Consider the following 14,260-nt stretch of genomic DNA (forward strand, 5'->3'; position numbering starts at 1 on the left):
ATCTAAAAATAAAAATAAATAATTAATCTTTGTAAAATAAAGTTTACGCCGAGAATGGGATTTGAACCCATGAGGAGATAACTCCACGGGATCTCAAGTCCCGCGCCTTACCTGGCTAGGCTATCTCGGCCTCTAAAAAAATAAAAAGAATAAAACTATTTGAAATCTATTACTATATATGATAGTAATAATTTATATAGTTTGTTATTTTATCTATGCTTTAAGTTCTATTTCGATACTTACATTATCAGGAACATTAACTTTCATAACTTGTCTCATTGCACGTTCATCTGCTTCAATTCCCACAAGACGTTTATGAATTCTTAATTCCCATTTTTCCCATGTTGCTTTACCTTCACCATCTGGACTTTTTCTAGTAGGTACTACTAATTTTTTAGTTGGTAAAGGAATAGGTCCTGATAAATCTACACCAGTTCTTTCAGCTATTTTTTTAAGTTGATTACATACATCAGCTATTTTTTCTGGATCTGTACCTGTTAATTTAATTCTAGCTTTGTTCATATTCATTCTCCCTAATAAAACCTTTTCATATCGATTATCCAACAACTTATATTATATTCAAAAAAATTTACATGAATAGTATTTACTATATGATAAACTTAAGTTTATTAAAAATAGTATCATTATGGGATATCGATTAATTAAAAAAAAATTAATAAGTAAAAATTAATTTACTTATTTTGCATCAGTAATGTCTATACACATTCCTGCTGCTACGGTTTGACCCATATCACGGATAGCGAATCTTCCCATGTGAGGAATTTCTTTGATGTTTTCAATTACCATAGGTTTTGTTGGTTTAATGGTAACTAAAGCTGCATCTCCTGTTTTAAGGAAGTCAGGGTTTTCTTCTTTAGGTTGTCCTGTTGCAGGATCTAATTTTACATCTAAGGATAAGAAAGTACATGCAACTTGTGCTGTGTGTGCGTGGAATACAGGTGTGTATCCAACTGTCATTACACCAGGATGTTGTAATACAACGATTTGTGCTTTGAATTCTTTAGCTACACTAGGAGGGTTTTGTGTTGTACCAGCAACGTCTCCTCTTTTAATATCGTTTTTACCTACACCTCTTACGTTGAATCCAACGTTGTCTCCAGGTTCTGCTTTGTCAAGAACTTCGTGGTGCATTTCAATAGATTTTACTTCACCAGTTACTCCAGCTGGTTCAAATGCTATGTTTTCAGCTGTTTTTAATATACCAGTTTCAATTCTTCCTACAGGTACTGTACCTACACCAGTAATGGAGTATACATCTTGAATAGGTAATCTTAATGGTAAGTCTACAGGTTTATCTGGTTCATCTAATGCATCTAATTCTTGTACAAGAGTGTTTCCTTTGTACCAAGGTGTGTTTGAACTTTTCTCAGAGATGTTATCTCCTTCAAATGCAGATACTGGTATGAAAGGTACGTCTGAAGGTTTAAATCCTACTGTTGAGATTAAAGCTCCTAATTCTTCTTTTAATTCATTGAATTTATCTTCAGAGTAGTCTACTACATCCATTTTGTTAATTGCAATAATTAATTGGTTTATACCAAGGGTTCTTGATAAGAAGATGTGTTCTTTTGTTTGTGGCATGATACCGTCGTTTGCTGCTACTACAAGAACTGCTGCGTCTGCTTGTGATGCACCAGTAATCATGTTTTTAACAAAGTCACGGTGTCCTGGACAATCTACTACAGTGTATTCGTATTTTTGTGTTTCGAATTTAGCGTGAGCAAGATCTATAGTTACTCCTCTTTCTCTTTCTTCACCGAGTTTATCCATAACAAATCTGAATTTGTCTTCTCCTTCATCTAATTGTTGTTCAGCAATAGCTCCTTCTAATAATAAAAGGTGTCCTACTAATGTTGATTTTCCGTGGTCTACGTGACCAATAAATGCTAAGTTCATGTGTGTTTTTTCTTTTGCCATTATATATCCTCCATAATTAAAACATGTATTGAATATAATATATAAATCAGGAACTATTAGAAAATAGTATGATTTATAAAGTGTTAGTAAGCCGATTGCTAGATTATATCTAGAGAACGTCCCCTAACAAAGTAATAAAGAAATATACTGTACTATTGTACTACAAAGAAATATAACCAGGGAATAGTTATATTCCCTTGTAAAATAACATATTTCTTTTTATTATCTTTAATTACTTAATAAATTACAATAATTTCCTAAACTTAAATGAAGTTTAGATATATAAAATTATCTTTTATTAAATAAACTATATATATTTTTTTATTAATATACTTTTTAGTATTTAATTTAAAAAAAAGTATACGAAAAAGAAGTATACTTATCCTAAGTAGTGGTCAGGTCCATATGGTTCTGGAGTTAGACCTTTTCTTTCACGTATTTCTTTTACGATTTTGTTTTGTAATTCTCTTGGGATTCTTTCAAATCCAGAGTTTTCAGTAGACCAAATACAACGTCCTTCTGCTGCTGATCTTATATCTCCAGCAAATCCAAACATTTCTGAAACAGGTACTTTAGATTCAATAGTAGACATATCTCCTTCTTGACCCATTTCTACAATTTGTCCTCTTCTGTTTTGTACTTCACGAGTTGCTGCACCCATGTAATCTTGAGGTACACTTATGTATACTTTTTGCATTGGTTCCATTAATGTTGGTTGTGCTAACATTATTGCTCCATATACTGCTTTTCTTATAGCAGGTAATACTTGTGCTGGTCCTCTGTGTACTGCATCTTCGTGTATTTTTGCATCCATGAGACTTATTTTTATTCCCATAGCTTTTTCATTTGCAAGTGGTCCATCATCTAATGCACTTTCAAATCCTTCCATTAATAACTCTTTAATTTCATCTAAGTATTGAATACCACGAGTTTTATTTACAAATATACTGTGTTTGTATACATCCCATACTTTTTTAGCTTCATCTTTGTCAAGACCATGTTCTTGGAATGTTTTAGCTAATTCTTTACCTTTTACTCTTCCTTCTGGGATTTCTCCTTCAGAAATAGCATTCATTAAATCATCAGATAATGGTTCAATATCTATGTAGAATCTGTTATGTTTGTTAGGTGATTTTCCTTCAACATTTGTTGCTGTACCTGCAATAGTTTCTCTGTATACTACAATAGGTTCAGATGTTTCTACTTCTAATCCTTTATCATTAATTCTGTAGATAATAACTTCTAAGTGTAATTCACCCATACCAGCAATTAAGTGTTCACCAGTTTCTTCGTTAATTTCTACTCTTAATGTTGGGTCTTCTTTACCAACTTGTCTTAATACTTCAATAAGTTTTGGTAAATCTTTTGTGTTTTTAGCTTCTACTGCTACTGTTACTACTGGTTCAGATATGTGTTCTAAACTTTCAAATGGTGCTATGTTATGGTCTGCATCTGTAATTGTTTCCCCTGCAATAGCTCCTCTTGCACCAGTAATTGCTACAATATTACCTGCTGGAACTGAGTCTGTATTAATTCTTTCAGGACCCATATATACTCCAACTTGTTGGGTTCTTGCTTTACTCATTGAACCTACAAAGAATATTTCTGAACCTTTTTCAATTGATCCACCATATACACGACCAGTTGCTATTTCACCAGCGTGTTTATCAATACTTACATCTGTTACCATTACTGCAAGTGGTGATGTTGAATCAGTTGCAATCATACCTTGTCCTTCTACAGATTCTATATCTCCAGACCAGATTTTAGGTACCCTGTATTCTTGTGCAACTTTTGGACTTGGTAAGTGTTCTACTACCATACCAAGAATTACTTCTTCAATTTTAATTTTTTGAGCTAATTCTTTTTGGTTGTCTTCATTACAGTATTGGATAATATCTTTGAAAGTAATGTTTGTTTTTAACATTTCAGGTACGTTAATTGCCCAGTTATGATATGCTGAACCGAATGCTACTGTACCATCTTCAATTTTTACTTGCCATTCTGTTTTGTATTGTTCAGGAGCCATGTTTTTGATGAGTTTGTTTACTCCTGCAATAATTTTTACAAATCTGTTTTGTAATTCAGCATCATCAAGTTTTAATTCATTTATTAATCTATCTACTTTGTTAATAAAGAGAACAGGTCTTACATTTTCTTTTAAAGCTTGTCTTAATACTGTTTCTGTTTGAGGCATTACACCTTCTACTGCACATACAACTACTACAGCTCCATCTACAGCTCTCATTGCACGGGTTACGTCTCCACCAAAGTCTACGTGTCCTGGTGTATCAATAAGGTTGATAAGGTATTCGTTATCTTCATAACTGTGTACCATTGATACGTTTGCTGCATCAATAGTAATTCCTCTTTCTTGTTCTTGTTCATCAAAATCAAGGAATCTTTGATCTCCTGCTAATTCAGAAGATATCATTCCTGCTGCTGCAAGAAGGTTATCTGATAATGTTGTTTTACCATGGTCAATGTGTGCTACTATACCAATGTTTCTAATATAGTCTGGCTTGTACATTAAATCTTTGATTTTTTTTACCATTTGATCTCGTCGACTCAATAAAATCACCTAAATGTTAAATCTTAAATTAATTAGTTTTTTTATTATTATATAATTATTAGTTTAATACTTTATTAATTTTATTAAATTTAATTTAAAAATTATTTTTTTAAATCATCTAATAAATTTTTATAAATATCTTTTTTAAAAAAAATAAAAGAGAAAAAAGATAAGTAGTTTCAAAATCTAGTGTGCGGATCTTGCTACTCTTTCTTTTTCTTCTTTTTTCTGTACAGCAAAGCTTCTTGAATCTTCATCTGATGCTAATAATATTTCATCAGCTAAACATTGAGCTGCTGATTTTTTATTTTTAAATGCAGATTGCATTGCACCTTTTGTAATAAATCCTAAAGAAAGGTCTACTCTTCTTTGTGGTGCTATATCTACTGCAATTTGGTATCCAATACCACCGTATTTGATACGTGTGGTTTCTTCCCTTGGTGCTGTGTTTTCTACAGCTTTTACTAAAACTTGAACAGGGTTTTGTTTGGTTTTATTGTTGATAATTTCTAAAGCATCTTCTACAATGGAGTATGCTTTATTTTTTTTACCACTGTTTCTTTCTGTTCTCATGATTTTATTCATGAGTCTTTCTACAATAGATACTTTAGATTTTGCAAATTGTCTTTTTACGTGACGTCCCATTGTGTGTGGTACAACAATTTCATCTAAACATACGTAGTTTTGTAATCCCATATCTTCTACTGTAACTTCTGTTACATCCCATTTATCGAATAATTTAAAGCTCATATTAATTAAATCTCCTTAAATAAATTAATTACCTTACAGGTTTTTCGATTTTTCCACTTACCATTTCAGATAAAGCTACGTTGTTTACTTTTGTAACTTTCCATCTTACTCCAGGAATATCACCCATAGACCTACCTGATGGTCCACCTATTCCTTCAATCATTACTTCATCGTGTTCATCGATAAAACCAATAGCTCCATCACCTGGTGCGAAAGCTGTAATTTGTTTACCGTTTTTAATTAATTGAACTCTTACACATTTTCTTATTGCAGAGTTAGGCTGTTTTGCTTCAATACCTACTTTTTCTATTACAATTCCTCTTGCTTGAGGTGATCCTTCTAGTGGATCTGCTTTTATGTTTAATCCGAGGGTTTTTCTTTTGTATTGTGTGTCTTTCCATCGGAAGTTTTGTCTGTTATCTTTTAATTTTTTTGCTGCAAATAATCCTGGCAAATTTTATTCCTCCATTTATACTTTATAAAATTTTTTTATTATTCTATTCAAAGTTATTTAAAAATACCACATGTACATTTAACACAGATGAAGTAGTGTAATTTACATGAAGTATTATTTAAATTTATGCTGTGTGCAATAATTTACATACTTTTCATTATAGTTTTTAGTATTAACTGAGTTTTTTTAAGAATTTAGGATGTAAAATAAAACCATTTTTTTACTTTTAATCCTAAATATAAATAATCATAAACATGGTTATTTTATGATAATATCACTAATATCAAATTGTCTTTTAGCAAATTGTCTGGCTCGCCGAATATTCTGACCATTTTTACCAATAGTAGAACGTTTAGTCTTTGAGTCGACATCCAAGGTCGCGATTTTATTACCTTTAGCATTAGTAGAAAATTCTATTGAATTTACTTTAGCTACAGATAACAAATTTTTTATAAATTCGCCGGGATCGTCAGAGTGTTCAATAATTTCAATACTCTTATCTACTTTATTCTGCATTTTAGCAATAGTACTACCACGTTTTCCTATTGCTAATCCCATATCTCCTTTTTTTACCAAAAAAGTAACTTTATCATGTTCTTCATCAATAATACAGTCCTTAACCGTAGCACTTGTTATTGTTTCAAACAAGCCAATATATCTGATTTCATTGGTTGTAAACTTGATGGACATAATTCAATTTACTCCTTAATCTCTAATATGTTAGAGTCTCCAGGTTCTTGTATAATTAGAACTGATACTGTGAATGGTTTACCACAGATTGAACCTAGTTCTACACTGGAACCTTCAAATGTATATACTGGCATTTCAGATAATTTTGAATATGCTTCAATATCTGCTTTAACATTTTTAGGAGTGTTTTCAGCCATAATAGCTAACTCCCCATTTCCAAGTTTTATTGCTTGAATTGCTTTATTGGATCCTAATATAACCTTACCAGTATCAACGGCTACACGTATCCCTCTTTCTATATCCATTTACTGCCTCCTAGTTTTTATCTTTCATAATGACACCAACAGACCCCGTACCATGAGGTATTGGTTGTCCAACAATAACATTCTCAATTATACCTGTGAGTTTATCAGTTTCTCCACGAATACTTGCATTAAGCAAGTGTTTTCCAGTTTCTTCGAAAGCTGCACGAGCAAGAACACTTGATTTTTCACCACTGATACCATGTCTTCCAATGGATTTTACAACCCCTTCAGAAGTCATCATATCAGCAACAAGCATAATGTGTCTTATATCCACACTAAGCCCTTGTTCTTCCATGGTTGTATATAACTCATGAATAATAGCATTTCTTGCAGCTTCAATACCAAGAACTTTTTCAATCTCAAAAATATCGTTTGTAGTTGTTTTAACAATATCCACACCATCAATTTTTAAAATAGCTCCAATATTAGAACCTTCAGTGTGAATTACCCATTCATTATGTTCATGACGGATAACAACTTTACCAATACCTTTAACACCACTAATTTGAAGATCTCTGATTTTATCAGCAAGTAATCTTAATTCTCGAATACCTTGTTGCATTTTTTCTTCATCTTTAGAAAATGTGGTTTCAAAACTCAGTAAATTATTATTTATCTTTACCTGTTTAAAAGTTTTTTCAATTACAGCAGTAACTTCTGAAAGTTCAAGTCTACGTTCATCAAGAATATCTTGATCAATTTCAGCTGTAATTATGTTATCCATATAATTTACATTGAAGTTTTTAATAACATCATTCAATGTTATTTTACCTATTTTATTACCCATTTTACGAATAAATTCTTCATCATTTTTATAATCATCAGCAAAGAAAATATCCATAGTAGGAGTAGATATTTTCTTACGAGCATCTACTACTTCTATAAGACGAGGTAACCCTAAGGTTACGTTTAATTCTACTACCCCTGCATAGTGAAAAGTACGCATGGTCATCTGAGTACCAGGTTCACCTACAGATTGAGCTGCAATAGTACCTACAGATTCACCAGGTTCAACCTCTTCACGTTCATATGCTTCTTTAACTTTAAGAACTAAAGTTTTTAATTCATCATCAGTTAAATTATTACGTTCAGATGCTTCACTTATTTCCTCAACAAGTTTAATAGGGAAATAATCAGCACCATTTTCATTAACTACTGCTTGAACTTCTTCTACATTCATAAAAATCCACTCTCCCTATTTAGCATTACTATTAGCTTCTAATCTCATCTCTTCTATTAAACGATCAAGATTTGCTACTATACCATAATCACTTTTTGCTGGGTTAATACCATCTTCACCATATTTAAATTGAATAATAGCTCCCCTATTATCACGTACAGTTCCATCTTCATGTACACTTAAGTCATGAAGTGCATTTACAAGACGTCTTTGCATGTAACCACTTTGTGCTGTACGAATAGCTGTATCTACTAATCCTTCACGTCCACCCATAGCGTGGAAGAAAAATTCTAATGGATCAAGTCCTTTCTTATAACTACTGTGTACAAATCCACTAGCTTTAGAACCCACATCACCTTTACGGAAATGAGGTAAAGTACGATTAATATAACCCCTATTAATACGTCCTCCACGAACAGCCTGCTGTCCTACACAAGTAGCAATCTGAGTTAAGTTAAGCATTGAACCACGAGCACCAGTGAGTGCCATAATTACTGCACTGTTAGATGTTGTAAAGTAACGTTCTGCAATAACCCCAGTGTTATCCCTTGCTTCCCCAAGCACTTGCATGATTTTCATCTCAAGTGTTTCACGTAAACTACGTCCAGGTAATGCTTCAAGTTCATTATCTTCATATGCTTGAATAAGTTGTTCCACTTTACGATCAGATTTTTCAAGTAATTCTTTAATACGTTCTTCTGCTTCCTTAGGAATTTCTTCATCAGCAGTACCAGTTGTGAAACCTCTTTGCATTACTCCACCAAATACTGCAAGTTTTGTAGCATGATCAAGGAAGTAACGAGCTTCACTAGGACCAAATTGTTTTACAATTGAATCTAATATTTTACCACTACCAGATCCATATCCTTTATCATCAACTACTCCTTGTAATAATTGACCATTACTAATTACCACATAAGCATCATGTTCACAGTTTTCATGTTTACATTCCTCACATTTTCTACAAATCTCTGCCTTATAAATTAAGTTTAATTTATCAGGTAAGAGTAAACTGAAAATTTCTTTACCAGTCCAATCTCTTCCTTTAGATTCAGGAAGTTCCATTTTAGAACGTTTAATGATTTGGAATGCTTTATCTTCAGGATATACTGTAGATGCATGTGTAAGTAAATATGCACCAGTAATGTGATCATGTATAGCTCCAATAATTGGTCCACCATAACGAGGTGAAAGAATATGTTCTTGTACCTTCATTATGTCATTTGCTTCAGCACGAGCTTCAGGAGTTTGGAATACGTGCATGTTCATTTCGTCTCCATCGAAATCTGCATTGTATGGAGGACATACACATAAATTTAACCTGAATGTTTTATATGGTAATACTCTTACTTCATGTGCCATCATTGACATACGGTGAAGTGAAGGTTGACGATTGAATAATACAATATCTCCATCAATAATATGCCTTTCAACTATGTATCCTGGTTTTAGATTTTCAACAACCATTTCTTTTGTTTCATCATAAACTCTGATTTTACGTCCATCAGGTCTTATTATGTAGTTTGCTCCAGGATGTACATCAGGCCCATTATTAATATATTCCTTCATTTTTTCCATGTTCCATTCAGTAACAGCTATAGGTACAGTTACTTCTTTAGCTATCATTTCAGGAACTCCAACTTCATTTATACTTAATGTTGGGTCTGGTGAAATTACAGTACGTGCTGAGAAATTTACACGTTTACCTGCAAGATTACTTCTGAAACGTCCTTCTTTACCTTTTAGACGTTGAGCTAATGTTTTTAAAGGTCTTCCAGATCTATGTCTTGCTGGTGGTACTCCAGATGCTTCATTATCAAAGTAGGTTGTTACGTGGTATTGAAGTAACTCCCATAAATCTTCAACAATAAGTTGTGGTGCACCAGCTTCCATATTTTCTTTTAATCTTTGATTAATACGTAAAATATCCACAAGTTTGTGTGTAAGGTCATCTTCTGATCTTTCACCAGTTTCAAGTGTAATTGAAGGTCTTACTGTTACAGGTGGTACTGGTAGTACTGTTAAAACCATCCATTCTGGTCTTGCTACCTTTGGATTTATACCAATAAAGATATAATCCTCTTCTGGTATCATTTCTAATCTTTCACGTACTTCACTAGCAGTTAATTTATATGTTCCTTCAACAAGAGAAATTGGTTTATCAATTTTAATTTCTATTTGTTCTTCTTCACAATGTGGACATTTTTCTTTTTTAGCTGCTAAATGGATTTGTTTTAAGATTTTAGAAATATCTTCACCATTTTCTATTCTTTCTTCTAATTTATCTTTATATTCTAACTTTTCAGTATCTGTTAAAAGTACTCTTCCACATTTACGACAAGTAGATCTTAGAATTTTATGAATAGTATCTGCAAATCCCACATGTATTACAGGTCTTGCAAAGTTAATATGTCCAAAGTGTCCTTGACAATCTCCACCTTTAGAACCACAAGTTCTACATTTAAGTCCTGGGTCAATTACTCCAAGTCGTGGATCCATTAATCCTGATTCTATTGGATAACCATCTTCATCATATGTATCTGGCGTTACAATTTTAGTTACAGACATTTTTCTTATAACTTCTGGTGACATTAAACCAAAATCTATTTCAGATACTTTTTTTATTATTCCTTTCAACTAATAATCCTCCCGAGTAATTTATTAACTATGCTTTATCTTCTAATACAAGATTTGGAGATATACATAATGATTTTAATTCATCAAGTAACAATTTAAATGCATATGATATTTCTATTGGGAATGTTTCTGTTTCTCCACATATTGCACAGTATGTTCTATCACGTATTTTATCTCTTACTGCTAATCTACCACAATTTCCACATAACAATGCTTCATATTTATCTGATTCATCGAGTAATCTTTCTTTTAATGCTAGTGCAGCACCATGTGCAATTAAACAGTCACGTTCCATTTCTCCAAATCTAAGTCCACCTTCTCTTGCTCTACCTTCAGTAGGTTGACGAGTGAGAACTTGTACTGGACCTCTACTTCTTGCATATACTTTATCTGAAGTCATGTGATGTAATTTCTGGTAATATGCTACTCCTACAAAGATTTCTGCTTTGAAACGTTCACCTGTTATACCATTGTATAATTGTTCACGACCATGTGTTTCAAAACCATTTTCTTTAAGTAAACGTTTGATTTCATCTTCTGGTACTCCAGTAAATGGTGTACCATCAATACGATGTCCTTCCATACAACCAGCTTTACCTGCAAGCATCTCAATAATCTGTCCAATAGACATCCTTGATGGAATTGCGTGAGGATTTATCATTAAATCAGGACACATACCATTTTCATTGAAAGGCATATTTTCTTGAGGTACTATAAGACCTAATACTCCTTTCTGACCATGTCTTGATGCGAATTTATCACCATATTCTGGTTGTCTGTGATCACGTACTTTGACTTTTGCTAATTTACTTCCTTCAACAGTTTCTGTTAGCATTACTTTGTCTACTATACCATGTTCACCATGTCTTACTGTAACACTTGTTTCACGTCTTCTTTCTGCTACAGTACCAAATTCATCCACATCTTCAAGGAATCTTGGAGGTGATGTTTTACCTATTAATACATCTCCACTTGTTACTGGTACTTCTGGATTGATAAGTCCATCTTCATCTAAGTGTTTGTATACTTCCTCTGATCTATATCCTCGTACCATACTTTCGGGATATTCAAAGTGATCTTCTTGTCCACCAGGATAACGTCTTTCTGATGCTTCGTATGATCTAAAGAAGGAAGATCTACCTAATCCTCTTTCTAATGCTGCTTTATTCATAACAAGAGCATCTTCCATATTACATCCTTGGTATGAAAGAATTGCTACTACGAAGTTTTGACCAGATGGTCTTTTATCATATTCTGTTGAAACCATACTTTTTGTTTTTACAACAGGCATTTGTGGTTGATGTAAGAGATGTGCTCTTGTATCAGTTCTTAAATTATAGTTTGATACATATAATCCAAGAGCCTGTTTTGTCATACCTGCCTCCATTGTGTTCCTTGGTGAGGAATTATGGTTAGCATATGGAATAATTCCAGCACAAATACCAAGCATTGTTGATGGATCTATTTCAAGATGAGTATGATCTTCTGTTAATTGATCTTCAAACATTGCAATGTATGCATTTTCTTCTTCTTCAGCATCAATATACTCTATGATTCCTTTATGAATAAGGTCAAACCATTTTAGTTCTCCTGCTGCAACTTGATCAATAATTTCATCAGTGAGTTTTGAAACTCCATTTTCAACTATTACCAATGGTCTTCTTGCCCTTCCAGGATCTGTGAATATAAATATTTCACTATTTTCTTCATAGTATGTTATATTTAATTCATGAGTTAATTCATTAGATCTTCTTCTGGCTTTAACTTCTTTTACAAATGCTTCAGGTTCATCTGTTGTTCCAATTAATTTACCATTTATATAAACTTTAACTTTAACCATTATAAGTCTCCTTAAATCCCTTTTTCATTTTATAAGTTATGATCTAATGGTGTGATATAATCCATATCTTGGATTGTTTTTTCTATATCTTCTAAAGGATAGCCTTCAGATATTTTTGTAATTATAGCTAAGTTTTTTACTAAACCACAGTTTGGTCCTTCCGGAGTTTCGTTAGGACATATTTTTCCAAATTGTGTTGGATGTAAATCTCTTGCTTCAAAGTGAGGTTGACTTCTTGATAATGGTGAGACTACACGTTTAAGATGTGATAGTGTTCCCATGTAACTTGTTCTGTCAAGTAATTGGCTTACTCCAGCTCTTCCACCAACCCAATTACCTGTAGCTATTGCATGTTTTATATTTTCAGTTATTACATCAGATCTTACTGCTTGTTTAACTGATGGTTCTTTTCCACGTGATAGACTACGTTCTAATTGATAGGTCATATCTCTTGTTAGACTTGTGAAAGCTACTCTGAATAAATCTTCCATAAGATCTCCAGATACTCTTAATCTTTTATTTGCATAATGGTCCTTATCGTGAGGTTCACGTTCACCATTTATTACTTGTAAAAGCATATCAGTCATTTCTGCAAGATATACTGCTTTGTCAATACGAGATTCAGGATCTACTCCTACATGAGGTAAAAGATAACGATCAATTACATCTTCTGCTCTTTTAATTCTGTATTCTTCAGTCATTCCCTTTGCTACTCTGTTACCAATATATTTGATAGCATCGTATTTTGTGTCAACACCTGTTGTTTGAATATCATCAATTAATAAGAATTGAGTGTTAATATCATCAGAAACACTGTTTACCAAGTCCACATCTTTTTCAAATCCAAAAGCTCTTAGTAAGATTACAAGAGGTATTTCTCCAGGTACATAAGGGAATGATATTCTTAAGAATACTCCTTTTTTATGAGGTTTTCTATATTCTAAAGTGATTCTTGCACGGAAACCACTTTTTATTGAGGTTACAACTGCTCTTGCTCTTCTATCTTCTTTATCTTTTTCACTTTGTTCTAAGATAATTTTGTTAGGAGCAATTTCTTCCATTGTAACAATAGCTCTTTCAGATCCATTTACTATAAAGTAGCCCCCTGGATCTTGAGGATCTTCTCCAACTTTTTCAAGTTCTTCATCACTTAAACCACATAGGTGACATGCTTTTGATTTAAGCATGACAGGTAATTCACCAATATAAACTTTTTCCATTTCATAATCGTCACTATCCCCCTTAACAAGAGCCATGTCAAGGTACATGTGAGCAGAATAATTAAGATTTCTTAATCTTGCTTCAGATGGTTCAATAATACTTTTAGAACCATCAGCTTCTTTTATGAAAGGTTTAACTATTTCTACATCACCAGTTTTAATAGTATACTCACCATGATCCAATGTTATGGGTTCTGTAATATCAACAATTTCTTGAATTTTATTATCTAAAAAATCATTGTATGATCGGATATGGTGGTCTACTATATCATATTCATCAAAAAATGAATCAACTAAAGACCATGCGTTTTTTGTCATATATCCATCTCCATTTGAAAAGAATTCAACTTTGAATAAAAATACACACTACTAATTTTATTCAAATTTCTCTTCCTAAGTTTTAGTTTACTACTTGATATTGCCCTAATAGGGAACTGTATAATTTATAATTTAAATGATTATAATACAGATTTTACATCTAATATAAGATTACATACCTAACTATTAGTTTATTTTTTTTCTAAAGTGATGGTAATAGAATAAAAATAAATTAATAAAAAGGCAACTACTTCTCCACAAGAACCAAGTTATACTCTAGATTACTTGTATCATTAAAGTTATAATACCATATCTTAACAGTATTAGAATAAGTTAGTTTATTTAAAATTAGAATT

The 14,260-nt window shown here is 32.4% G+C and carries 11 protein-coding genes and 1 tRNA gene; all 12 read right to left on the reverse strand.

Annotation, left to right across the window (positions count from 1 at the left end):
• Positions 1-46: 46 nt before the first annotated feature.
• A tRNA-Ser gene (locus A9758_RS06585) sits at positions 47-130 on the reverse strand.
• An 83-nt stretch (positions 131-213) separates the two neighbouring features.
• Entirely contained in the window at positions 214-522 is a 309-nt protein-coding gene (gene rpsJ, locus A9758_RS06590) for a 30S ribosomal protein S10 (protein WP_011406940.1), read from the reverse strand.
• A 174-nt stretch (positions 523-696) separates the two neighbouring features.
• The gene (gene tuf, locus A9758_RS06595) at positions 697-1,938 is read right to left on the reverse strand and encodes a translation elongation factor EF-1 subunit alpha (protein WP_011406941.1); all 1,242 of its coding nucleotides are present in this window, start codon (positions 1,936-1,938) and stop codon (positions 697-699) included.
• Positions 1,939-2,317: 379 nt separating this feature from the next.
• Complete coding sequence (locus tag A9758_RS06600) at positions 2,318-4,510, reverse strand: elongation factor EF-2 (protein WP_011406942.1); 2,193 nt, start codon at positions 4,508-4,510, stop codon at positions 2,318-2,320.
• A 186-nt stretch (positions 4,511-4,696) separates the two neighbouring features.
• Positions 4,697-5,260, reverse strand: a complete 564-nt coding sequence (locus A9758_RS06605) for a 30S ribosomal protein S7 (RefSeq protein WP_011406943.1) — start codon at positions 5,258-5,260, stop codon at positions 4,697-4,699.
• Between the two features lie 28 nt (positions 5,261-5,288).
• Complete coding sequence (locus A9758_RS06610; protein ID WP_011406944.1) at positions 5,289-5,714, reverse strand: 30S ribosomal protein S12; 426 nt, start codon at positions 5,712-5,714, stop codon at positions 5,289-5,291.
• Positions 5,715-5,972: 258 nt separating this feature from the next.
• Positions 5,973-6,404, reverse strand: coding sequence for a NusA-like transcription termination signal-binding factor (locus tag A9758_RS06615; RefSeq protein ID WP_011406945.1), 432 nt, complete (start codon positions 6,402-6,404; stop codon positions 5,973-5,975).
• An 8-nt stretch (positions 6,405-6,412) separates the two neighbouring features.
• The gene (locus tag A9758_RS06620; RefSeq protein WP_011406946.1) at positions 6,413-6,709 is read right to left on the reverse strand and encodes a 50S ribosomal protein L30e; all 297 of its coding nucleotides are present in this window, start codon (positions 6,707-6,709) and stop codon (positions 6,413-6,415) included.
• Between the two features lie 10 nt (positions 6,710-6,719).
• Entirely contained in the window at positions 6,720-7,889 is a 1,170-nt protein-coding gene (rpoA2, locus tag A9758_RS06625) for a DNA-directed RNA polymerase subunit A'' (protein WP_011406947.1), read from the reverse strand.
• Between the two features lie 15 nt (positions 7,890-7,904).
• A complete protein-coding gene (locus tag A9758_RS06630) occupies positions 7,905-10,526 on the reverse strand; it encodes a DNA-directed RNA polymerase subunit A' (RefSeq protein ID WP_011406948.1) in 2,622 nt (873 codons plus the stop codon).
• A gap of 28 nt (positions 10,527-10,554) precedes the next feature.
• A complete protein-coding gene (gene rpoB / locus A9758_RS06635; protein WP_011406949.1) occupies positions 10,555-12,366 on the reverse strand; it encodes a DNA-directed RNA polymerase subunit B in 1,812 nt (603 codons plus the stop codon).
• Between the two features lie 29 nt (positions 12,367-12,395).
• Positions 12,396-13,904 (reverse strand): DNA-directed RNA polymerase subunit B'', encoded by a 1,509-nt coding sequence (locus A9758_RS06640; protein WP_011406950.1) that lies wholly within the window; start codon positions 13,902-13,904, stop codon positions 12,396-12,398.
• Between the last annotated feature and the right edge of the window lie 356 nt (positions 13,905-14,260).

It is taken from the genome of Methanosphaera sp. A6, from assembly GCF_001729395.1.
Classification (GTDB): domain Archaea; phylum Methanobacteriota; class Methanobacteria; order Methanobacteriales; family Methanobacteriaceae; genus Methanosphaera; species Methanosphaera stadtmanae.